The organism is Bacillus seohaeanensis (assembly GCF_042684945.1).
GTDB lineage: Bacteria > Bacillota > Bacilli > Bacillales > Bacillaceae_B > Rossellomorea > Rossellomorea seohaeanensis.
This window is the reverse complement of sequence record NZ_JBHUMF010000031.1, coordinates 57,360-78,981: the sequence shown is the minus strand read 5'-3', so window position 1 is coordinate 78,981 and position 21,622 is coordinate 57,360. Positions and strand designations below refer to the sequence as shown.

Genomic DNA, 21,622 nt, shown 5'->3' with positions numbered 1-21,622 from the left:
ACTACTCTCCTTCTTGTCGCAAAATCCCCCGTCTTTCATAGACTTCCGCTGCTTCAAGCACTAACTTTGCATTTTCAACAGCTTCATATTCATTTTCCAACTCGTCTGCAATGGCTAACAACTCTTCTTTTGTTGAACGATTTGGTCTAAGCGCGTTATAAATTTCAAGTATTCTTTCATCTGAAATTTTAATGAGTTCGGCAGCTCGGCGGAAATTTTGCCCCAATTGCTCTCTCTGAAGGCTTTCTGAGATTTCAGCATGCATCCGTAAGGTTTCAGGACTAATTCGGAGGTCGCTGCTTGAAATCTCTCCTTTTATTGCGGCATCTAGTGTTAATTCTTCATATGACTTTTTGGTAGGAGTATAAATTAAATCTGCTCTTTTTTGTCCAAGAGGATAATCTGCTCGTGTTAATTTACTCATTATTTGCCCCCTTCTTTAATAGAAAAATTCCACTCAACTTCCATCGGCTTTTTATTTTTTACAACATGCTCTGCCTCTCTTAAATATAAAATAGCAGCAATCGCTTGAAATCTTGGCCTTGCCATCTGATCATTGACAGATGGGACAGGATCGACACTTTGACCTAGTGCATAAAGAGCGGCATTTCTACCAATTGCACGGTATGTTTCTAAAGTCATAGATGGCGACTGTGGGAATAATTCAAGGTTACTCAAAGGATCGAGGTCTTTTTGATGAATAACTGTTGTTCCCCTAGACTGTAGGCCAACCCCGATACCAGATCCACTTAACTTGGCTGCTTGATGTCCCATAAAAGCTAAGTCCGACGTCTGATAACTACGAATAATCCGAGGAATTCCTCCTTGTTCTTCAATCCCCGAAACAATTTCTCTTAACACTAATGCATGATCTACTTTTATAATGGTTTTGCTAAGCTCTCTACCAAAAGCAGGAGAAATAGCGATAACAACCTCTTTAGCATTTGAGCTCGATTTAGCTACTTCTCGATCAATTAAATTCATCTCAATAGTGAATGTCTCGACAGCCATGTTGTCTCCCCTTTCTTATTTAATAATCATTAGGGCTAATCGCTTGTCTAATATTTTTTATTTCTTCCCATCGTTTCCCTTCAAGACGATAACCTGTCCCTGGACCATTGTAATCGTTTTCATTATTTACTGCACTAATAACAATATTATCGGAATCAATAATCGCCGACGTGTGTAGATAATCCCCAGCTACTTTATGTTTTAACATATCAAAAATTCGTTCAGCCGTTTCTTTATAGCCCTTTTTGGACAAAACAAGCGAAATATCAAAGCCAGTTATTCCTTCCTCTAATATTCTTTGAGCTGCTTTCAAATCTTCCACTACATTTCGTTTTGGCATGTCTTCACTGCCATTCGCATAGGTGGCTGCTTCCACTTCTTCCTCTGTAATCTGAGGGAAACCTAATTCTTCAAAGATAGCCTGCATCGCTTTTGCTGCCTTATAACGAACTTCGATTACTTCCTCTTCTTCAACTGGCTTTAATCCACCATCCACCATCATATCTCTCTGGATAACTAAGTAATCGTCTAAATCGGAAGAATCCATATTCGAGCCTGCAAACATATCATCACTGTTTGGTACTGCACTGAAACCAGAAAAAATAAAGTCTGTTCCAGGAAGCATTTGACAAAGCATTTTTGCACTTCGGCGAATTTCTGAATGAGAAAAGGTTTGGTCATTGCCAGAAGCAACTTCTAGATCAAACATAGTTGTTGCTAGGTTTTCAGCAAGCACGGCTCGAATCCCACTAGGTACGGAAGCTGGTATACCAATACAACTAATAGAGCCGTTTTGTAAACCTTGAACACCAGCTCCTTTAGCCATCATGACACAACGTACTTCCAAATAAAGCATCGATTTCCCTTCTGCACCCGCCATTTGAACCTCTGATCCAGTTCCTGACGTAAAACGCATTTTTGCCCCACGGGAAGCATAAGCAGAAGCAAGAAACGACTTGGACCAAGGTGTGTCATCTCCGTCCATAAAAACAGATTCCGTTCCATATATAGAAATTGTTTCAGCGTATGTGGTAAGGCCTAACATTGCTAGACGTAGCTCCGTCGCTTCCTCCAGAGCATCCTGTGTTAATATTCCTTTTCTAGCAGTTTGCGACCCTACAAGAAGAGCTAGTGCATTAAAAGGGGCATAACGAACAATTCCAACGGTTGTTTCCTGCTCATCAAACCCACGAATTCCTGCTTCTGCAGCATCTGCAGCCATAAGAACAGGGTTATCCCGAACATTCGTAACATGACATTGATTAGATGGTTTCTTTCTTGCTCTCATTTTTTGAAGAGCCATCATCATCTCTACTACATTTAGCTGATTCAGCACTTCCACAACTTTGGCTGGTGTCATCCCTTTTACAACGTTTAATACCTCCGTACGGGATACATTAATATCCACTAGTTTTCTTGCAATCTCTACACTATCCATTTTCATAACCTTTTCAGCTACAGAAACATCAATCGTATAGTCTGCAATAAATTGATCAAGCATATCAAATTCCTCACGAGGCTTTCCATCTAATTCCACTATCTTTCCTTCTTTTATGACAAGAGAGGGTGTTGGATCATGCGGACTAGACATTGCGACAAATCCTTGTTCTGGCCACTCCTGCACAAATCCATCTTTGTTAACTGGACGATCCTCTAGTACCTGAAATCGTTTGGAACGTTTTGACGTTACTGTTGAATTTTTCAAAGAAACAACTCCTTTACTATTTTTATTAGACAATCTGACTGTCCTGCTCCTTAGCATCTACTACAAGTTCTTCGGGATTTTTCTCTTCGTTAGGCAAATATTTAGAAATGAGGCGGTCATATGCTGCTCCACCAATAACCGCTCCTATCAAAGGGGCAATAATCGGGATTAAAAAGTAAAAATCAGTTGCTGGTAGCGCTACTTTTCCCCACCCTGCAATAAAAGTGAAAAGTCTTGGTCCAAAATCTCTTGCTGGATTCATTGCAAATCCAGTTAAGCTACCAAATGCTCCTCCTAGTATGGCCACGAGGAGTCCTACGGCCAGGGGAAATAAAAATTTTGGGGGAGCAAATGCATTTCGTTCATCAATAAAAGAAAGAATGCCTGCAATTAACACTGCTGTAATAGCCATTTCAATTAGTCCAGCACTCAGCCAATTTAAATAGGGAGCTGGATAAGTAGCAAAAATACTTGCAAGTTCTTGACTTTCTTTACTCCCAATCAAGATTCCATTGGACTTTTGATAGGATGAAAATGCTTGAAAGTACAATAAATAAACAACAGCTGCTCCTGTAAATGTTCCAGCTAACTGGGCACAAACATAGGGAAAGAACTTTGCCCAAGGAAATTTACGATATAGTGCTAAAGAAAGAGTTACAGCCGGATTAATATGAGCACCTGAAATGGCTGCTGTCATATAGAGAGCTAATGCAATTCCTAGTCCCCATATAATAGAAATCTCCCACATTCCAAACGCACTGCCATTAAGTACTAAACTAGCTACACATCCAGCTCCAATAAAGATAAGAAGAAAGCTCCCAATAAACTCGGCAATCACTTCTCCTTTTGGTGTCTTCACTAACCAACCTCCTTTCCCATTTTTCTGAATAATCCATATATTAAGTCTATTATTAGTTTTCACCTTTGTCTTTAAAGAAAAATTACATTGTTTTGGATTTTAATTACTTTTCTCTCGCTATTTAGGATTATAAATACCATGTTATTAGTATAATCTCTCTGTAATTGAACATATTTGGAATATTCTTAAAGCATTTCTACTGAGAGCCTCATCTGGATTTTCCTAATAAGGGAATTTTAAAAGAGAATACTACTTACGAACATTCCTCCTTTAATTTTCATACATAAAACCTTTTACTGTTTTTGTTTTGTCACATAAAAAAGCTGAATTCCCTTTTACAGGAGCTCAGCTTTTCTCTAAAAAATAATTGTTCCTTTTCTTTACGATTCCACAGGATACTTCAACGCATTCTTCTTTAACTTTTCAAATACTTCTTTTTCCAAATCAACATCTAACTTATCGGCCATTTGAATTAAGTAAATGAGTACGTCTGCCATTTCTTCTTTCATGTTTTGCGGGGTATCTTTTATGGCTTCTTCACTACTTTTCCATTGGAAGTTTTCTAGTAGTTCACTTGCCTCTAAAGAAATGGAAATCGCGAGGTCCTTTACATTGTGGTTTCCCTTCCAGCCACGCTCGTCCCTAAATTTTATGATTTCTTGATACATTTCCTTCATGGTCCCATCTCCAATCTATGTAGGTTACTCTACTATTCTATCAAAACAACAAAGTTACCCGTGGGAAAGAACGACAAAAATTTATTGTTTCTTATGAAGGAAGAATAAACAAAGTGTTGAATTAACAATTAGGGGTGTTGTTTTCATTAGAGGTGTTTGAAGAAAAATGAAGGATACGTAACGTTCAAGAATAGTCATCTTAGGAATAAAGTAAAATAGTATGATAAAGTAAAATTCCAATTGAATTTCTAGTAAATAAGGAGAATGAAAATGATCGTAAACAACCGTGATGGCCTTCTTCTCAAACGTCACCATCACTTAGATGAACGAGACTGGAGAAGCGATGCTACCTATAAACTTATTTTTTCTCCGTTTGGCAAAACAGAATATCAGCTAAATAAAGGCGATATTTCTATCGGTGAAAATGAATTCGTTATTTTTAATCCAAATGAAGAACATAAACAACTAAAGGCAACGAGGGAAAAATTTCTTGTTGAAATACAACCATCCTTACTTCAAAAAACGGCAGAGCAGTTAGGAATTAAACTGTTAGAGCCAGAGTTTTCGTTACTTTCTTATCGACATCCCCAAATTATTCAATGGACATCATTTATTAGGGATTTTTTAATAATGAACGAAGATGCTAATCCAATGCCTAATCAACTCTTCCTTGAAAATAGTTTAACGCAAGTTTCGATCTTAATGCTTCAATACGGTGCAGGTTCCCATCAAAGTCAGTTTCCTACCATCATAAGCAAGGAAAATATAAATGATGTTATAAATGCGCTAAAGGAAAGCTATCAAGAAGAGTGGACATTGGATCAGATGTCTACAATCGCAAGAATGGGGAAATATCAGTTTGCTCACCTTTTCAAAAAAGAAACGGGACTTTCTCCATATTCCTGGCTTCAGTTATATCGTTTATTTAAAACACAGAGAGCACTTCTATTCACGAATCAATCAATTTTAACAATTGCTCTTGAACATGGGTTTACAAGTGTTTCTAGCTACAACCATTTATTTAAAAAAGTGTATCGTAAAACGCCGACGGAATTTCGCTTTATTCATAGCAACAGTTAACCCTATAACACTTGTTAGCACAATAAGGATACCGCTAATAATCATTAATTGTTGGATGGAAATGATGGATACGAGAGATCCGTAGATTACTAAAGAAACTGTATTGGAAAGATATAATAAAACAGAATTTGTGCTAAATGCTCTTCCCATTTTCTCTTCCGGTACAAGTGATTGAATAAGGTAAATGCGTGATAGACCAGCTATTGGTAATCCAATCCCTACTATTGCGCAACCAATAAAAAAGTGTTCAATACTATAAAACAGTCCATAGTAAGTTATTCCAACTCCCCAAATAGCTGCCCCAACAAGATAGAGTAGAAGCGTCATTTTTTTAAAGAAAATGGGGAGAATGATATTGGTTAGTATCACTACTCCTCCAAATATTCCTTGTATAATACTATACAGTTCTTCACTTTTTGAACTCATTTCCGTTAATGCAAGTAAAAGTCCCACTTCCCATACCCACGTGTTAAAAAACACCGTCATGAATGTAAAAAGAAAAAGTTGCCTAATCGTAGCGTGTGCTTTCGCCCAAGAAGCAAATTCTCCAATAGAACGAAACACTTTTTTCCATGACTTATTGATGACTTGTTGCTTTTCCTTTATATTTACCCGGGAAATGTAGTAGGCACTAACTGCATACGATAACGCATCAAAAGTGAAGAAATGGATTGCACCGTAACTTCTCAAAAGCCAGACAGATAAAAAGGGACTTAAAACAGTCACCCCTCTTAATAAGGTGTCATGTAAGCTATTTGCTTCCGTTCTTTCTTCTTCTTTTGTTATTAATGGCAACACCGTTCGATGCGTTGGATTAAAAAAGCAACCAATGGTTTGAATGAGAAAACTCACGACTAACAAGTAAAAATAAGAAAGCAAATCAAAGTAGTATAAACATACAATAGAGAACAGCAACGGAATTCGAATAATATCTAACACGATCAACAACTTTTTCTTCGGCAGCCAATCTGCCATAACTCCCCCAATGAGACCAAACAATAAATAAGGGAAGGTCTCGGCAATAGCCATTCCCGTTGTATGGACCTTAGAACCTGTTAGATCATAAGCCAAAAAGAGAAAAGCCATTCCTGACAAAACATCCCCAAGCCTAGAGATACCTCCACCAAGCAAATAGTTCCTTATATTCTTGTTTTTCCATACCGTTTTAAACACTCTAATCACCTCATGGGCAATTATAGAAAAAAAGGAAGTAACCGTCTGCTTGATTATTGCTATAATGAAAAGCAATATCTCGTAAGCTTGGAATATATAATGTTTTCTAATCCGTGTTTATTTTACTGATTTTGTTCCGCTAAACGGCGATGCTGGAAATAATGTGCTACCATTTTATTTCAATAAAAAAGCGATTGCTTGAAGAAGAACAATTACTACCGAGAATTTCCTAATGACTTTATTTTATTTCATCTTTGGAATCTACAATATTATTAATTCCATTCGTGCGATAGATTAGTTGCACAACTCCAGAGGAGAATGTTCTTGTATTAACCAATTTTAAATTCATCCTTTGTTTTATATCAGTAAACAACGGTTTTCCTTCTCCTAAAATAACAGGATGAACAGATAATCTAAATTCATCAACAAGCCCTAAGTTGATAAAATTTGTAATAAGACTTGCTCCACCATATAGCCAGATGTCTTTACCAGGCTTATTCTTTAATTTATTCACTTCTTCAAGAATATTATCATTTATGAATGTTGCTTGATTATTAGTCCCTTTTTTCGTTCTAGAAAACACATATTTCTCTTTACTATGGACTAATTCCCACATTTCTTTTTCCGTATCCGAATCTTCCATTCCTGGAGTAAATTGTCCCCATAAGTCGTAGCTTTTTCTTCCATATAAGATAGTATCAATTTGATTTAAGAAATGAATAAACCCCATCTCCGAATCCATGATGCACCAATCAACTTCCCCATTTTCCCCTTCAATAAAACCATCTAAAGTAACTGCTAAATCTAAAATTATTCTTCTTGGTCTTACGTTATTAGACATAATTCTTCCTCCATTTACTTATTTAGATATTGTTTCTCCTGATAAGTTTTTTATTACTTGCTGCATTTATTTCGTGAATAACGTTACGGTTGTTATTCAACGAATGCTGCCCCTTCACATAAAAAGCGACTGCTTCTTGTTCAGCAATCGCCCACTAAAAAACGTCCATTTTTCTCCATTCAATAATTCCTTCGATACATCCAATAAAGCCACCAATTGCAAGTATTATAGGAACGAACCATAAGCTCCCAGTCGTTAAATGATATAGTCCATTCATGCATAGAAGGAAGCAACCAACTAATCCAACCATCACTCTTACCTTTTTATTAAACTCAACCACCTCCAAAAAAGCAAGGGAACCCCCAAAAAAGTACGCTTCTGTTAAAGTAAATTAGGTCCTACTTCTCTTTAAAGTGAAAATCACTATAAGGTTTACTAAAGAACCAAATAAAAGTGCAATAGAAAAATATATACTTGTAATTGCTATACCAAAATCCCCCTCCATAACATCAAAAGAAGCAAAAATTAGCGGGAGTAAAAAAACGAAAATAGCTAGTAAAATAAGCATAATAGCCGGTATAAATCGTTTTGAATAAGAAATTTTTATCGTCCAATAAACCGAACCCACTATTAATAACATTGGTAATATAAATCCAACAATAATGTTTAAATTGGAGTCATCCAACATACATCCCACCTTTTTAAAAGACCCATTTCTAAAATCGGAACACTCTTTTCCCTTTTAGTTTGTATTTCAGAATGTTTATTCACTGTTACATAACCATTTAAACCATCTACCGTGACCATCTGTTTCAGCAATCATTTGGTTGCTTTCCACACCATCTACATAATAATCGAGGTGTAAATTTCTGTCTTGCATGTTATTGTAAATATGAAAGACATCTCGGTCATTACCAATAGATTTGACAGTACGTAGAAGCTGTTTTTTTGTCTCTAATGACATTTGGTTGGCTACGTGAGTATGAAAAATACAAATTACACTGTCTTCTAGGATCCTATCACTATATTCAGCTAGTAAGCTAATCCCATCCCCTTCAATCAAATGAACTGGATACTCCTTGATGTAATTGATAGCATGTTCAAACATCGATAGTCTCTCTTTATGCTCAGGCCATATTAAAGATTTAAGCCACAACTTCTCCTCCTCATCATTTAAATCAATCGTATTTAGATCCAAACCAATCCTCGTTGAAACTGGAGGCGGAGTTGAATGTAGACGTGGAGTATTTTCTCCCACTATCTTTGCAGTAATGTTCAGTTTAGATTCTTTATTTCCATACATCTCATTTGACCCGTATGAATATGAATACTTATCCCATAGAAGCTGCAATCCCGAACTAGTTCCAATTTCTATGAGTGCCAATGGTTTTTTAGTCTTTTCGTAGATATAACAAAAAGCTGGATAAAGGTATGCACATCTTCGAACCTCATTCGTTTGAACAAGCCTTGTTTTAAGAATGGATCTAATTTCATTATGGTATTCACTACAAAAAGCTTTAAAGTATTTAAATGATTCCTCATATGGCTTAACCTTATTTACGATACTAGGGTAATATTCTTTTAACTTGTGGTCGGTTCCTTTTAGTAAAAGGTAATGTACTGCACCAAAAAGTAGATTGGGAACAGGCTGTCCGTTACTTGCATTTTTGCATAAATCTAGAAGAGTATCTTCCCTCGATATTTCTAATGACAAATATTCATATAATAAGCTAGAGCCTTTACACTCATCTCTGGCAAAGGTCAAAAAACTCTGAGACAAAACTTCCTTATCCAGCATAAGAACTCCCCCATCTGTAAAAAAAAGATGCTATATATATTTTCTCCACCAACTCACTATTCCCCTTGGTTTAATAACAGCCCCACAAAAGTGCCAAATACATACAAAAAGTTAATATGCATCGTCAAGACAGTAGAAGACATAAACTATGCAGCGAAAAATCTATCGTTAACCTACTTTACTTTTTTGGCGACCAATACCCAAAATCGCTAGTGCAATGATAAACAAGTTAGTGTTACTATAGCTAAACTACGAATCTTCTTCCGCAACTATTCTGTTTCTTTCGTTGAAAAAGGAGTATTTACATTACTAAAGATAAGCACGGTTTAGCGTAATATTGATTATGCTTCTCCCATTCCAAACCCTAAGAGAAGTAAAGAAAGAATTATAATAAAAGCAATAATATTCAAGCTCATTAATACCCACTTTATCCAATTCCCACCTTTAAGAGCGTGAACAAAACCAAAAATCGGTGATAATACCATCCATATAATCATCACTCTTCCAAAGGATCCGAGAGAAATCCCACTGGTCATTAAGAGGAAGAGTATAAGAAAAATTACAATGTGTACGAAAGACCATATAGTATTTTTATTCATTTTTTTATCTCCCTTCTGTCTCAGATAGATTCATATATTTATTTTTTTATAATCCAAAATCAGTAAACCCTCCCTTGTTAAACACCACTACCCCTTTAACGAAGGATCTTACATTCCAATTCTAACATAATATCCCAATTATTTTCCGTAAAATTGAAAGAGGTTGGGACATAACTAACATACTATCCCCTAAAGACGAATAATATCAGATTAAATTATTTCGTAATCGCTGTTACACACCGCTGTTGATTTCCGTGTCAAGACTTCGCTTTCCGCGGGCGGTCGGTGAGCCTCCGAGAAAAGCGGAAGTGGCTTGGTCAGCTCGTGAAGAAAATAGGGAAATACCCAAAAGGCGCTTTTTGCCTTTAGGGTATTTCATCTTTTTCATAGCGAGTTAGCCACTGGAGCTAAACATGCGCTGCGCTCTTGCGGGGTCTCACCTGTTCCGCTTTTCCCGCAGGAGTCTTCGTCTTGCACTCCAATCAACAGCTAGAACAAGTTAAAAAGAACAACAAGTTTTATGAAGACTTATAAAAAAATCCGAACTAATTTCCCTTCAAATGAAAGAATTAGTTCGAATTTTTATTCACCTAGAGCACATTTGTCCCAGCCTCTTTTCTACCTCTTGTCCCCTTAGTTGAATAAACGATATCCTAAAGGTACAACATTAAGTTCATTACCTTTTTATCTTTACAAACTTTCGTTTACCAACTTGTATTATTAAGCCATCAGTAATAGCTACTTTTAAATTGGTATCCTCAACCCTGTCTCCATTTATTTTTACTCCTCTATTTTCAATCATTCTTCGGGCTTCACTTTTTGAGTTTAATAATTGTAAATCAACAAGTAAATTAATAACTGGTGTGTCAACATTTCCGTTCCACTTCACTTCTGGAATCTCGTCAGGTAATGTACCTCGTTGGAAAACAGAGACGAAATGCTGCTCTGCTTTGCTTGCTGCTTCCATCCCGTGGTACATTCTAACAATTGTTTTCCCCAATAACATCTTTGCATCCCTCGGGTGCAATACACCTGTTTTAAGGTCCTCTTTTACTTTTTGAATTTGTTCTGGAGTAAAATCTGTTATTAGTTCAAAGTATTTAACCATTAATTCATCAGGGATTGACATTGCTTTCCCGTACATTTCTTGCGGGCTTTCGTCAATACCGATGTAGTTGTTCTTTGATTTAGACATTTTATCAACACCGTCAAGCCCTTCTAATAATGGCATTAACAAAGCCACTTGCTTTTCTTTTCCAAATCTCTCTTGAAAGTGCCTTCCCATTAAAATATTGAAATGCTGGTCTGTTCCACCAAGTTCAATATCACATTCTAACTTTACAGAATCATATCCTTGCATTAAAGGGTAAAAGAATTCGTGTAGGGAAATAGCCTTGCCAGAAGCAATTCGTTCTTCAAAATCATCTCGTTCTAATAGGCGTGCTACTGTTATTTTTCCTGCAAGTTGGATGACATCTTCAAAATTTAATGTAGACAACCATTTGGAGTTATAATGTAGTTCAACCTTTTCCATGTCGATTACCTTTGCAAATTGCTCGAAGTATGTTTTCGCATTATGCTTTACTTCTTCGTCGGTTAATTGTTTTCTTGCCACTGATTTACCTGTTGGATCCCCAATTTTCCCAGTGAAATCGCCAATAATGAGTTGGATAATATGACCATTCTCCTGAAACTGCCTCATCTTGTTAAGAACCACGGTATGTCCAAGGTGTACATCTGGAGCAGAAGGGTCTAATCCTAATTTTATCTTAAGTGGTTTATTCTCTATTATTGACTTTGCTACCTTGTTTTTTAATTCTTCGGTTGGAATAATTTCTTGAACACCTTGGCTGTAAATGGTCATTTGTCTCTTTACTTCTGTTAGTTGTTCCTCATTTAATTGTTTAATAAAATCACTCATTCTCTTTCCTCCTAAAAATAAATATAAAAAAACCACATCCCTAAGAAAAAGGGACGTGGTTTAACTTTTGCACGCGGTACCACCCTAATTGAAGGATTTAATCCTCCCACTCAACGATTAACGGCTCGTCCGTTCTTTGCTATATTTTCGTTCACAAAGAAAGCTCAAGGAATGTAATTCGTATTTATCTTTGCGCCGATTCGCACCACCCATCGACTCTCTGTATGCAGTGAGATAACTACTACTGAATGTCCTGTCATCACTTTACAACTATTTTATTATTGTTCATTAAAAGTTATTCTCTCTAATTATCGTTCTAAGTAACTTCGAAGTATTTTTTTGCTCATCCACAGTTAGTCCTGAAACAATTTCCACTTCCCCTTTATGAAATGGAGGATATAATCTTTCCATCACTTCTTTTCCCTTATCCGTTATCGCAACGTAAGTGATTCGTCTATCCCTGTTATCAACTTTTCGATAACAAAGTTCTTTTCGTTCCAATGTTTTTGTAACATTGCTTATCGTTGCTTTTGTAACTCCAGCCGACTTTGCTAACTTTTTTGTTTCTATCGATTTCCAAATCCATAGATCATAAAGCAATGAAAAGGAAGTCCAAGATAGCCCAAACTCCGATAAAACTTCACGCTCCATTTTGTTTCTTAGTCCTTGAGCCACTCTATAAATATTCGTAACAACTGAAATAGCATCTAAATCAAGTGAATCCAAAGGAAGCTTAGCTAAAAGGTTCATTGTATCTTTCTCGTCAGATAACAATTCCCCGTCATCATTAAAGGAATGAATGACAACCACCTCTCTTTGAATTTTCGTAATCATTAGCTTTGAAACGATATTAGCAAAAAAGATATATCTTTGCAATACAAAAAGAGAATGTGGTAGCTTTTCATTCTTTCTTCTTTAACTATATGAAAAGGAACTAATTATACTCGCACCCCATACTATTATTGCCATTACGATAGCTGATATAATCGTCCCGCCAATGACCCTTCCACCAAAACCCCTCCCTCAATAACTTTCCTACGAAATCCTAACCGAAAAGGTTTCGGATTTACTGAATATTATGTACTTTATTTTTACCACCAACCTAAAATCAATGCCCTATTAGTTAAATCTCTACCTAAGTCATTTCATGTATAATTTTCTACAGATTTTTTCGGGAAGCAAGTGTGCAAAGTAAAAAGACCACTACAATTAAATTGTTAATGGTCTTTTTAGATTATTTATATACATCTCCACGATTATCAATAGTTAGTATATAAACTATTTTCTCACTATGGTTAATTTCAAATATAGTTCTGTATGTTCCAACCCTTAATCTTAATATTCCCTTTTTACCCTTTAACGGTTTTATATCACCTATAGGCGGTTATATGGTCAGTCCTTTTAAAGCCTTGCTTATTCTTAATTGAACAGATTTTTCTTGTTTTTTTAGAAATTTAATTGATTCACGACTGAGTGTCAGCTGGTAAGTTAAGCTCATTCATGGCTTCCTCCCAGGACACAAACTCCGAGTTATGCTTTAGTTGACGTTCTTCTTCTTCACTCAAAGGGGTTTCATCTGGTGTCAATTCACTAATTTCATCCCAATCCGGGCGAATATGACTTATAGTTAAAAATTTCAAATAATCATATGCTGATTTTTTAGCAGATTGTGGTAGTTTCTTTACCATTTCAACTAATTTTTCATTATTTATAGCCATAATTAAACCTCCTTTGTATCAATCTTAATTTCTTTATTATATTTTATCACGTACTTTTACGGATAGATAAGGTTTACTGTAGTCTATTCATCACGAAAGTTCCTTTATCCGTTTGGTAAGCTCTATAAATTTCTTATCAAGTTCTTTGTACGCTTCATCATTTGGTGTCATGAAGCTAAGTTTCCCTAAAATTTCTTGTCTCTCTGTTTCAAGCTTTAAACGTAATTCATCTTGGTCATCTCTTTTTGGCGTTGCTTCTTTCCATTGTTTTTGTATACGATTGTTCGAAATAACGAGTTTACTATCCGTTGTTTTTTCGAGAAAATAGCGATCATGTGAAACGACGATTAGCGTTCCATTATACTGCGCTAACGTATCTTCCAGTTGTTCACGTGAAGCTAAGTCGAGATGATTCGTCGGCTCATCCAAAATAAGCACATCTTTTTCTTCTATTATATATGCCATTAACTTGCACTTAACACGCTCTCCCATGCTCATATTCCGAATCGGTTCTGTCCATTGAGACGCCATAAACCCTAAATGCTTCATGAGCGTTTGGACTTTCCCTCTCTCCTCAAATGTTTCTTTATGAAAAAGCTGCTCAGGTGTTTGGTCAAGTGGTAAATCAAATACTTCTTGCGTTAAATAGCCAATTTTTGCAGATGGGGAAATCCATACATCGCCTTCAGCTGGCTCAATCCCAACAAGTACTTTTAATAATGTCGTCTTTCCACTACCATTTGGACCTACTATGGAAACCTTCTCCCCATGTTGAATCGTAAAATTAACGTTTTTAAATAGTGTTCGTCCGCCAAAAGACTTTGTTAATTTCTTCACTTCTAAAAATCGTTTTCCGACTTTGTTAGTTGCTTGAATGGAAAAGCGTACAGTATATTCTGGCTCAACACGTTCCACTTTTGCTTTTTCAAGCTCTTTTTCCAGACGCTTTTGTTTAGATTTTACTTGTGCATCCGTCCGCTTCGCTTTTACGCGATAATATTCTTTAAATCCATCCTGTTTCGTCGACTGTGCATGAGCTTTTGTCGACCAAGAAGTGAGCTCATTCATTTGCCCTTCAATTTGTTCTATCATTTTTTGCTGTTTTTCATATTCACGTTGCTGAGTAAGTCTTTTCTGTTTGCGAACCTCCATATAGCTAGAATAATTCCCTTTGTGTTCCATCAGTTTTTTTCCTTCAATCGCCCATATTTTTGTTGCAACGGCGTCTAAAAAATAACGATCGTGCGAAACAAAAATTATCGTTCCTTTATAATTCTTAAATTGGCTTTTTAGCAACTCTAAACTTTGCTCATCGAGATGGTTTGTCGGTTCATCTAATAATAAAAGGTCCGCCTCTTTTGAAAAACCTTCTGCAAGTCGTGCTTTCAGTTTTTCTCCACCACTCAATTGCGAGAAGTCATTGGTTGGCACATGCCATTTCTCTAATAATTTGACTTCAGAAGGGAGCTTATCCTCGGAAGAATGCGACTCCGTTTCTTGTTCAACCATAAAAATGTTCAACTCTCGCTGTAGCCATTGTATTTGCCCTTGTGTCGGAACTAAGTCATTGTTCATTAATTGTAACAGCGTTGATTTACCAGCACCATTTTTGCCAATGATACCGATGATATCTCCTTGCTGAACAGTAGCATTTGCACCTTTAAAAACGTGTTGGTCCACTATTTCGTAGCTAATATTGTTTAATTTTACTAGTTCTTTCATATAATCGATCCCTCTCTTTAAAGGGAGAATAAAAAAATCCTCCCAGTTTAGTTGGAAGGATTAGCCGTACCATTACATAATAAAGTGAAAATTCAATCAGGCATTTATGGGCAGTTTTCCCCCCACCTATGCTTCTCCAATTCCTAAAGCCTTTGGCGAGAGAGTTTACTATCCGTTAATGCAGGACCAAATAAACTATTTTTATTAATAGCTCCACAAATGAGAGAAAAAAGGCAGACTAATCCTATTTCGTATGATTTGAAATATGCAATTTCAAATTTTAAAAATAAGATTAGTTAATCATCGTCCACCCATCATCCCTTCTCATATTAGTAAAATCAGTATAGCATAAAATTAGCTGTAAAAGTAAGTGGTTATGTGAGGCTTTTTAATAAGCCGTTTTCGTAATGATTGTTGCTTTTTAACGGAAAGCAACGGGCTGAATGTATAAGTAAAAACAACACTCTATGAGAAAAGAGCCTTTTAGTATAACCCCCACCAAAATTCATCTCCACCTTACCAGTGGACTATACCCTTCACACGCCTGAAGAGAGAGACTTTTTTTGGTAAATTGCTAAAAATCATATGAAAGCATCCCACTTAGAGTAGAAATACCCCAGTTAGTTTAACAGCGAAGAACTAACAACCTTTCCATTCCTTCTAAACTTTAGATAGAATAAAAATGACATTATAAAATTTAGAATGCCAATAGCTATAAAAACTGACATAAAATACTTTCCTCCTATTGTTGGAGAGTCAGCCACTATTCCCCCTAATAATAAATACAAAATCCCAAAAGAAAACAGTAATACAATTAAACTTCTTTTATAACGTTTCAGTAGCAAATACAAACTAAGAATCAAAATATAAGAAAGGCTTACTATAATGAATGTTGGGTATATTGGGCTGAATTTAGCTGCATATATAAAATGGTCTAATTGTGATATATCAGCACTATTGGTAATTTCTCCATTAAACATCTTTGAAAAAAAGGCAGAATATTTCCATTCCCAAGGGTTATCTCTTATTTCACTTCCTTCATACCAAGCAGCAAATGTTGAAAAAAGTAACAGCGCTGAAGCTAATAAATATTGGAATATATATTTAATCATCGGATCCCTTCTTTCTTTTTGGATATTTTCGTAAAGTTTGGTGTTTGTGGTAGGGAGCCGTTCTCTTCCGCTCCAATCCACTCTATGTTTTCAACTGTTGTTAAAAGCAACAACTAAGTAGGTTTCTTGTCTTTATCTTTGACACCGTCTATTCCAAACAGTAAAGTACATTAAAACTAAGAGTGAAAGAATTATATTCATAGATAATCAAGAATCCATCACGATACTCTGTAAACTATATAAAAACCAAGAAAAGAACCCAACAAAAGGCAATCGATGAAGTAAAAATATTTACAATGCCCAATGCCATTTCCTGCTTCTGTTTTACTTCTCTTATTCCAGAAATAAGCGTTACTATTCCTAACCCTAATAGTGCATAAGGTAAGAGTGCGTCTTTATTAGTTATAAGTCCGTATAATGAAACCCCTACTACTATTACAGATAAAAACACAAAATATTTCTTCAACGTATTACCTCCCCAAAAACATTACTGCTTAACGAAGCTACTTCTTTATTTAATCCGAAAATACTTCCCCTTCTTTTAAGTTCAAAGTATGATTATTAATTGTGATGATATGGTTATTTGTCCATTCCACATCAGCTTTGTGCATATTGTTATCCCGATAAATATTTTTCTTAAACCAAAGCGGACCATCTACTACCCCTACTACTCCAATAGATGTTGCTGCTCCGCCATTTACAGTGTATAGATTAATTGTATAGTCAGTATCGGCGGATTGTGTTGTTTTAATTAGCTCTCTCGTAAATGTATTCACGACTAGCCCCAACAGAAGAACTGCCGAAAGAGAAAATGAAATAGTCACAGTCAACCAACTTCTTAATTTTGATAATCCATTCCTTTTACTTTTAAAGCCAATAATCCCTGAAACAAAAGCCACGATAGCTATTACTAATAAAATAAAAATAGGTGGCGCTACTGACCACTCTTGATATATAGCGGCATATAAGGAATGTAAAGAAAGTACTAAGCAAAATAAACATAATAAAAATGCCCAAAAGTTATATTTTCTTTCCAAGAAAGCACCACCTCATTGAATTCCTCATAACTTATTACCTAAATTCATTTCTTCAAAACTGCCTCGTTAATAAAGGCTCTTTTCGTAAAGCTTGATGTTTGTGGACAGAGAACCATTCCTCCCCGAGAAGTCTAGTGCCCGTAGTGGAAATCAACGGGCTAAATTTATAAGTAAAAACAACAACCGATAAGAAAAGAGCCTTAATAAAAAAGCAGCCCCATTTATAGTACAAATGCGTCTGATAGTTTAGTAAGTTACTTCAGACTTTTCTTTTTATTACTGAAGAAAAAAAACCACCAAACAAGTAAAAATATATAGCCTAATACTATATAAATAGCCCAAATAGAACCTTGTTGCAAATTAAGTATTAATTGATCAAGTTCGTTTTGTCCCTCTTCTCTTTCCATACCGTTTACAAAACCAACTATTGGAATAGAAACCGTTACAACTACTGCTATGATAGACATCCATACATTCTTCTTTAGCAGAATACTAAAGATCCCCGTCCCTATTGTTAAAAGTAGCGATAAATAATAAACAAGCCAAAACCAATTGGGTAGGGTTTCTGTGCTATACATTTTTTCATCCCCTTTTCTACACATAGTGTCAGCAAAAAAGACGTATCCTTCACTCCCATTACACTACGAATTAACGAAAGAGCAACTGCTTAATTGAATACTCGCTACCAATTGCTTACTAAAGATTGGATTAAATTAAGCTATCCATTCAAATTCATCCCTAAGTATTAAAGGATTTTAAACAACTCCATTATCAGTCCTGAAAATAAAACCAAGGCAACAACTAAGTAGGTATAAGCGGGTTTCTTGTCTCTATCTTTATCTTTGACACCTTCTATTCCAAACAGTAAGTACATGAAAGCTAAAAATGATAGAACTATATTCATAGATACCTCCATACTATCAATGAAAAAGTGATAGAAGCTGGCACCTATTGCCACGACAGCAATAATTGCGTTTATTTTTCCAAATATGGACAATACCTTCCCCCCTTTTGATCTCGAGGTCTACACGAATCAATGTTAACATAATATCCCAATTTTCCGTTATAAAAATTGCCACTTTTCGAAGAATAGCAAAAAAAACAGGCCGCCACTATAGACGATCTGCTTTTTTAGCTCTTACACCCAGCACGAAATTTCACAGGAAGAGTAAAATGAAAGAACTATTAAGTGATTTACATTCCCTCTTTTAATTAGGCTGTTTTCTAAAAGATTGTTGCTTTTCAACTGAAAACTACGTTTCACCAACTGAGTTGATTGGAGCGGAGGGTACTTGACTCCTACGGGAAGAGAGGGAAGTGGGAGACCCCGCAGGCGAAGCCGAGGAGGCTCCCATTCCTCCCCGTGGAAAGCAAGTGCCCGTAGCGGAAATCAACGGGCTAAATGTATAAGTAAAAACAACAATCTATGAGAAAAGAGCCTTTAATTACAACCCGACTAAACTGCAAAAAAGTCCTTGTTCAACGGCCATGCTTCTTTTGTTGAACAAGGAGATTTTAAATAAGCACCCTTACTTTAAGCATACTAATTCACATACTCAAATTATTGTTTTATATTGAAGTCTTGCTTTAACAATGAATACATATATAAATCATCAAATTTTCCAACAGTAAACTCATAACTTCTCAAAAGTCCTTCTCGGATAAACCCCTGTCTTTCTACTAATTTTTGGGACGGTAAATTAGGCGGTTCTATTAACGCTTCAATCCGTTGTAAATTCATCTGTTCGAATCCATACTTAATAACAGCTTCCAAAGCCTCGCTGGCTATTCCCTTTCCCCAGTGTTCTTCGCTTAACTCAATACCAACTTCAGAACGATAATGCTTGGAGACCAAGTTTAGAAAACCACAGCTACCAATTACTTCCCCCTGGTCCTTTAATGTAATCCCCCATCTTATCCCTGTTTTCTTTTCGAATATTGATTGATACCACGAAATTTCATCCAATGCATCATCAATGGACTTGAATGGTTCTAATCCAATGTGCTTCATTACATCCTCATTAGATAAATAGTTTAAAAGACTGCTAGCATCCTCTTTGGTTACTTGTCTTAAAATTAATCTATCTGTTCTGAGTATAGGAAATGCATTTACTCCTACCATAATAGCCCTCTCCCTAAATAGTATTTATTTTCTGTAGAGTTACACGCTTCTACCTGGCTAAAAATGATGTCACTGTTTTTCAAGTAAATTGTTTGCGTTCGTCGAACAAAGAACCCAATACTATTGTTATTCCAGCATCTCACCCGTTACTTTAACAGAGAATTTCCCTTTACTTCATTGGAAGAACTCCCTTAGTAGTTTTTTGTAGTACTTTGCTTAGAATACTTCCACATAAATATAGTGTTATACAAACTACTATGAGTTGGATTATATAGCTCACAACCATATTTGGAAAATATCCTGCGATCCAATTCCCACCGTAGTAGATAAAAATAAACGCTATAGTGATTGTAACAATATAAGAAATAGCTACACCTAAAATCTGGACGCTGGACAGTTCTTTCAGCAGTCCATTCAAAACTTTTCTGTTTTTTAATATGACATAAATCGTTAATACAAAAGACAAAAACAGTAAAATCTCTTTCATATAAATCCCCCTGTACAAATCAACGATAACATACATACTCATTGTTTATTCCATTAAACTACACCGCTAATACCAAAAAACGTGAGTTAATCCTTTTGAATTAACTCACACATTAACTATTTATTAAACGCAAATTAAAAACAGCTTTGTAATCTTTTAGAGTGACTATTTTTTAAAGAGTGTTGCTTTTAACAATAATCCAAAACATAGAGTGGATTAGAGCGGAAAGGAACAGGCCATTCCCCACCAATAACCAACTTGATAAAAACAACCTTTAGGATTCATCTTTTTGTCCTGACTTTTTACCAGGTGCAAACCAACCGATTAAAGCAATAGCCACTAATACTCCATAGAAAATCAGCGTCCAAGTCGTACTATGAGGAAAATCATGATCTAAGATACCTATATCCTCATGTGCAAGGGTAATGACAGCCAGTTTAACACCGACCCACGCAACAATTGCATACGCTGTTGTTTCCAACGCTGGGCGTTTTTCAAGAAGCTTCACAAACCATGTTGCTGCAAACTTAATTAAGATAAGGCCCGCAATACCTCCAAGAAGAACAACAATAAATTGCCCTCCATCCATACCACCGAAATCGTCTAGCGGTGAATCTGGAAGACCGAGAGCAAGAGCAACCGCAGCTAAAATCGAATCAATTGCAAAAGCGAGATCAGCTAATGCGATCTTCCCTACTGTAGGCCAGAAACCTTTACCAGCGGATTCTTTTTCATCATCCTTATGAATATTCTTATTTTCTTTCCCGAATCGTGCTTGAATGACATGCTTTAATCCTAGGTAAAGAAGATAAGCCGCTCCTATCGCCTGTATCTGCCAGACGTCCGCTATAAAAGAAATTGCAAAAAGTGCAGCAAACCTAAAAGCAAAGGCCATAAGGATTCCGTAATTTATAGCTCTTTTTTTCTGTTCTTCGGGTAAATGCTTGGCTATAACTGCTAGTACAAGGGCATTGTCAGCCGATAACAATCCTTCCAATCCAATTAGAACTAACAAGGCCCAAGCATACTCTAGCCATATTGACTCCATCTACTTCTCCCCTTTCTATAACTGAAATGTTATGTAAAAGTTTCGCTAATTATAGATTTTCCTATTAAGTAACAGGTATTCCTAAAGAATCGAAAAGCGACCATTTAATTGAAGAATCACTACCCTATAGCCATTAAACGTTAACGCTTCCTTCTAAATTCAATCAGCTTTGTTATTCTCTTTCTTCTTATCATTGAGTGCCCAATCGAAAAAAATAAAGAATAAAACTAAAAATAAAGACTGTACACCGTTCGCTACTAAATGGAACACTCCATCTCTAAAATAATCGAACAAAACGTAGATAATATAAACCACTACGAAATACAAACTATACAGATATTTACGCATTATTTTCATGTATTCCCCCACATAGTCATCCAATCTTATCCAACAGTTTACCAAAAAAGAGGCTTAGTCGCCTCCTCCACAACCACCGCCATCTCCTCCGCCAAAATCTCCTCCAAAGCTATCACAGTTATGTGAGTTATTATAGTCTCCACTGTAATAGGTGGAATGACTGTTTCCCCCTGTATAACGACGATTTGACGGTTTGGATACACCAATAGCGATAAGGGCTGTAACAATGGAAAGTAAAACAAGTAAAAAGAATCCTGACATTTTCATCACCTCTTACCTTGTTTATACGTTTAAAAACAGGAAAAAGTTTCAAAATTTCAAACAATGGTTATTCCATTAACTGACCCTAAAAAAG

General features: G+C 36.0%; 26 protein-coding genes and 1 other annotated feature. Of the genes, 1 reads left to right on the top strand and 25 read right to left on the bottom strand.

Annotation, left to right across the window (positions count from 1 at the left end; translation table 11 throughout):
• Position 1: 1 nt before the first annotated feature.
• The 5 genes from ACFSUL_RS13680 to ACFSUL_RS13660 all read right to left on the bottom strand — a co-directional run bounded on the left by ACFSUL_RS13680 (position 2) and on the right by ACFSUL_RS13660 (position 4,252).
• Positions 2-424 carry a diol dehydratase small subunit gene (locus ACFSUL_RS13680; RefSeq protein ID WP_071411911.1) on the bottom strand — a complete coding sequence of 141 codons (423 nt, stop codon included), beginning with the start codon at positions 422-424 and terminating at the stop codon, positions 2-4.
• A complete protein-coding gene (locus ACFSUL_RS13675) occupies positions 424-1,011 on the bottom strand; it encodes a propanediol/glycerol family dehydratase medium subunit (protein ID WP_377936289.1) in 588 nt (195 codons plus the stop codon). The genes ACFSUL_RS13680 and ACFSUL_RS13675 overlap by 1 nt, the downstream gene beginning before the upstream one ends.
• A 19-nt stretch (positions 1,012-1,030) precedes the next feature.
• On the bottom strand, positions 1,031-2,716 hold the full coding sequence (locus ACFSUL_RS13670) for a propanediol/glycerol family dehydratase large subunit (RefSeq protein WP_377936287.1): 1,686 nt from the start codon (positions 2,714-2,716) through the stop codon (positions 1,031-1,033).
• A 25-nt stretch (positions 2,717-2,741) separates the two neighbouring features.
• Positions 2,742-3,575: an MIP/aquaporin family protein gene (locus ACFSUL_RS13665; RefSeq protein WP_071411908.1), complete on the bottom strand. Its 834-nt coding sequence runs from the start codon at positions 3,573-3,575 to the stop codon at positions 2,742-2,744.
• Between the two features lie 380 nt (positions 3,576-3,955).
• Positions 3,956-4,252, bottom strand: a complete 297-nt coding sequence (locus ACFSUL_RS13660; RefSeq protein WP_377936284.1) for a nucleotide pyrophosphohydrolase — start codon at positions 4,250-4,252, stop codon at positions 3,956-3,958.
• A 270-nt stretch (positions 4,253-4,522) separates the two neighbouring features.
• Between ACFSUL_RS13660 and ACFSUL_RS13655 the strand changes: the two genes are divergently transcribed.
• The gene (locus ACFSUL_RS13655) at positions 4,523-5,332 is read left to right on the top strand and encodes a helix-turn-helix transcriptional regulator (RefSeq protein WP_377936282.1); all 810 of its coding nucleotides are present in this window, start codon (positions 4,523-4,525) and stop codon (positions 5,330-5,332) included.
• Here the strand turns inward: ACFSUL_RS13655 and ACFSUL_RS13650 are convergent.
• From ACFSUL_RS13650 to ACFSUL_RS13555, 20 genes are all read right to left on the bottom strand, one after another.
• On the bottom strand, positions 5,270-6,505 hold the full coding sequence (locus ACFSUL_RS13650) for an MFS transporter (protein ID WP_377936280.1): 1,236 nt from the start codon (positions 6,503-6,505) through the stop codon (positions 5,270-5,272). The genes ACFSUL_RS13655 and ACFSUL_RS13650 overlap by 63 nt on opposite strands.
• A 238-nt stretch (positions 6,506-6,743) precedes the next feature.
• Positions 6,744-7,346: a dihydrofolate reductase family protein gene (locus ACFSUL_RS13645; RefSeq protein WP_377936278.1), complete on the bottom strand. Its 603-nt coding sequence runs from the start codon at positions 7,344-7,346 to the stop codon at positions 6,744-6,746.
• A 154-nt stretch (positions 7,347-7,500) separates the two neighbouring features.
• Positions 7,501-7,692: a hypothetical protein gene (locus ACFSUL_RS13640; RefSeq protein ID WP_377936276.1), complete on the bottom strand. Its 192-nt coding sequence runs from the start codon at positions 7,690-7,692 to the stop codon at positions 7,501-7,503.
• A 45-nt stretch (positions 7,693-7,737) separates the two neighbouring features.
• On the bottom strand, positions 7,738-8,034 hold the full coding sequence (locus ACFSUL_RS13635) for a hypothetical protein (protein ID WP_377936274.1): 297 nt from the start codon (positions 8,032-8,034) through the stop codon (positions 7,738-7,740).
• Positions 8,035-8,109: 75 nt separating this feature from the next.
• Positions 8,110-9,144, bottom strand: a complete 1,035-nt coding sequence (locus ACFSUL_RS13630; protein ID WP_377936272.1) for a DUF2332 domain-containing protein — start codon at positions 9,142-9,144, stop codon at positions 8,110-8,112.
• A gap of 341 nt (positions 9,145-9,485) precedes the next feature.
• The gene (locus tag ACFSUL_RS13625) at positions 9,486-9,743 is read right to left on the bottom strand and encodes a hypothetical protein (protein ID WP_071411897.1); all 258 of its coding nucleotides are present in this window, start codon (positions 9,741-9,743) and stop codon (positions 9,486-9,488) included.
• A gap of 676 nt (positions 9,744-10,419) precedes the next feature.
• The gene (gene tyrS / locus ACFSUL_RS13620; protein WP_377936270.1) at positions 10,420-11,664 is read right to left on the bottom strand and encodes a tyrosine--tRNA ligase; all 1,245 of its coding nucleotides are present in this window, start codon (positions 11,662-11,664) and stop codon (positions 10,420-10,422) included.
• Between the two features lie 46 nt (positions 11,665-11,710).
• Positions 11,711-11,933, bottom strand: a binding site (T-box leader).
• 19 nt (positions 11,934-11,952) lie between these two features.
• Positions 11,953-12,498 (bottom strand): MarR family transcriptional regulator, encoded by a 546-nt coding sequence (locus ACFSUL_RS13615; RefSeq protein ID WP_084778284.1) that lies wholly within the window; start codon positions 12,496-12,498, stop codon positions 11,953-11,955.
• Positions 12,499-13,127: 629 nt separating this feature from the next.
• A complete protein-coding gene (locus ACFSUL_RS13610; RefSeq protein WP_377936268.1) occupies positions 13,128-13,382 on the bottom strand; it encodes a hypothetical protein in 255 nt (84 codons plus the stop codon).
• Positions 13,383-13,472: 90 nt separating this feature from the next.
• Positions 13,473-15,104, bottom strand: coding sequence for a ribosomal protection-like ABC-F family protein (abc-f, locus tag ACFSUL_RS13605; RefSeq protein ID WP_377936266.1), 1,632 nt, complete (start codon positions 15,102-15,104; stop codon positions 13,473-13,475).
• A gap of 620 nt (positions 15,105-15,724) precedes the next feature.
• A complete protein-coding gene (locus tag ACFSUL_RS13600) occupies positions 15,725-16,216 on the bottom strand; it encodes a DUF4306 domain-containing protein (protein ID WP_071411893.1) in 492 nt (163 codons plus the stop codon).
• 235 nt (positions 16,217-16,451) lie between these two features.
• Entirely contained in the window at positions 16,452-16,682 is a 231-nt protein-coding gene (locus ACFSUL_RS13595; RefSeq protein ID WP_071411892.1) for a hypothetical protein, read from the bottom strand.
• A gap of 49 nt (positions 16,683-16,731) precedes the next feature.
• Positions 16,732-17,253 carry a DUF5412 family protein gene (locus ACFSUL_RS13590; RefSeq protein WP_377936263.1) on the bottom strand — a complete coding sequence of 174 codons (522 nt, stop codon included), beginning with the start codon at positions 17,251-17,253 and terminating at the stop codon, positions 16,732-16,734.
• Between the two features lie 254 nt (positions 17,254-17,507).
• On the bottom strand, positions 17,508-17,831 hold the full coding sequence (locus tag ACFSUL_RS13585; RefSeq protein WP_377936261.1) for a hypothetical protein: 324 nt from the start codon (positions 17,829-17,831) through the stop codon (positions 17,508-17,510).
• A 167-nt stretch (positions 17,832-17,998) separates the two neighbouring features.
• The gene (locus tag ACFSUL_RS13580; protein ID WP_377936259.1) at positions 17,999-18,250 is read right to left on the bottom strand and encodes a hypothetical protein; all 252 of its coding nucleotides are present in this window, start codon (positions 18,248-18,250) and stop codon (positions 17,999-18,001) included.
• Between the two features lie 564 nt (positions 18,251-18,814).
• On the bottom strand, positions 18,815-19,375 hold the full coding sequence (locus ACFSUL_RS13575; protein ID WP_071411888.1) for a GNAT family N-acetyltransferase: 561 nt from the start codon (positions 19,373-19,375) through the stop codon (positions 18,815-18,817).
• Positions 19,376-19,544: 169 nt separating this feature from the next.
• The gene (locus ACFSUL_RS13570) at positions 19,545-19,862 is read right to left on the bottom strand and encodes a hypothetical protein (RefSeq protein WP_071411887.1); all 318 of its coding nucleotides are present in this window, start codon (positions 19,860-19,862) and stop codon (positions 19,545-19,547) included.
• A 274-nt stretch (positions 19,863-20,136) separates the two neighbouring features.
• Positions 20,137-20,910, bottom strand: a complete 774-nt coding sequence (locus tag ACFSUL_RS13565; RefSeq protein ID WP_071411886.1) for a TerC family protein — start codon at positions 20,908-20,910, stop codon at positions 20,137-20,139.
• A 159-nt stretch (positions 20,911-21,069) separates the two neighbouring features.
• The gene (locus ACFSUL_RS13560; protein ID WP_377936256.1) at positions 21,070-21,267 is read right to left on the bottom strand and encodes a hypothetical protein; all 198 of its coding nucleotides are present in this window, start codon (positions 21,265-21,267) and stop codon (positions 21,070-21,072) included.
• A 54-nt stretch (positions 21,268-21,321) separates the two neighbouring features.
• The gene (locus ACFSUL_RS13555; RefSeq protein ID WP_071411884.1) at positions 21,322-21,528 is read right to left on the bottom strand and encodes a hypothetical protein; all 207 of its coding nucleotides are present in this window, start codon (positions 21,526-21,528) and stop codon (positions 21,322-21,324) included.
• Between the last annotated feature and the right edge of the window lie 94 nt (positions 21,529-21,622).

Bases quoted from the DNA above. Each gene is read 5' to 3' on its own strand.
- ACFSUL_RS13655 (WP_377936282.1), top strand. From the start codon at position 4,523: ATGATCGTAAACAACCGTGATGGCCTTCTTCTCAAACGTCACCATCAC.
- ACFSUL_RS13585 (WP_377936261.1), bottom strand. From the start codon at position 17,831: ATGTATAGCACAGAAACCCTACCCAATTGGTTTTGGCTTGTTTATTAT.
- ACFSUL_RS13635 (WP_377936274.1), bottom strand. From the start codon at position 8,034: ATGTTGGATGACTCCAATTTAAACATTATTGTTGGATTTATATTACCA.
- ACFSUL_RS13630 (WP_377936272.1), bottom strand. From the start codon at position 9,144: ATGCTGGATAAGGAAGTTTTGTCTCAGAGTTTTTTGACCTTTGCCAGA.
- ACFSUL_RS13570 (WP_071411887.1), bottom strand. From the start codon at position 19,862: ATGAAAGAGATTTTACTGTTTTTGTCTTTTGTATTAACGATTTATGTC.
- ACFSUL_RS13565 (WP_071411886.1), bottom strand. From the start codon at position 20,910: ATGGAGTCAATATGGCTAGAGTATGCTTGGGCCTTGTTAGTTCTAATT.
- ACFSUL_RS13615 (WP_084778284.1), bottom strand. From the start codon at position 12,498: ATGATTACGAAAATTCAAAGAGAGGTGGTTGTCATTCATTCCTTTAAT.
- ACFSUL_RS13560 (WP_377936256.1), bottom strand. From the start codon at position 21,267: ATGAAAATAATGCGTAAATATCTGTATAGTTTGTATTTCGTAGTGGTT.
- ACFSUL_RS13555 (WP_071411884.1), bottom strand. From the start codon at position 21,528: ATGTCAGGATTCTTTTTACTTGTTTTACTTTCCATTGTTACAGCCCTT.
- ACFSUL_RS13575 (WP_071411888.1), bottom strand. From the start codon at position 19,375: ATGGTAGGAGTAAATGCATTTCCTATACTCAGAACAGATAGATTAATT.
- tyrS (WP_377936270.1), bottom strand. From the start codon at position 11,664: ATGAGTGATTTTATTAAACAATTAAATGAGGAACAACTAACAGAAGTA.
- ACFSUL_RS13625 (WP_071411897.1), bottom strand. From the start codon at position 9,743: ATGAATAAAAATACTATATGGTCTTTCGTACACATTGTAATTTTTCTT.
- ACFSUL_RS13610 (WP_377936268.1), bottom strand. From the start codon at position 13,382: ATGGCTATAAATAATGAAAAATTAGTTGAAATGGTAAAGAAACTACCA.
- ACFSUL_RS13645 (WP_377936278.1), bottom strand. From the start codon at position 7,346: ATGTCTAATAACGTAAGACCAAGAAGAATAATTTTAGATTTAGCAGTT.
- ACFSUL_RS13675 (WP_377936289.1), bottom strand. From the start codon at position 1,011: ATGGCTGTCGAGACATTCACTATTGAGATGAATTTAATTGATCGAGAA.
- ACFSUL_RS13680 (WP_071411911.1), bottom strand. From the start codon at position 424: ATGAGTAAATTAACACGAGCAGATTATCCTCTTGGACAAAAAAGAGCA.
- ACFSUL_RS13600 (WP_071411893.1), bottom strand. From the start codon at position 16,216: ATGATTAAATATATATTCCAATATTTATTAGCTTCAGCGCTGTTACTT.
- ACFSUL_RS13660 (WP_377936284.1), bottom strand. From the start codon at position 4,252: ATGAAGGAAATGTATCAAGAAATCATAAAATTTAGGGACGAGCGTGGC.
- abc-f (WP_377936266.1), bottom strand. From the start codon at position 15,104: ATGAAAGAACTAGTAAAATTAAACAATATTAGCTACGAAATAGTGGAC.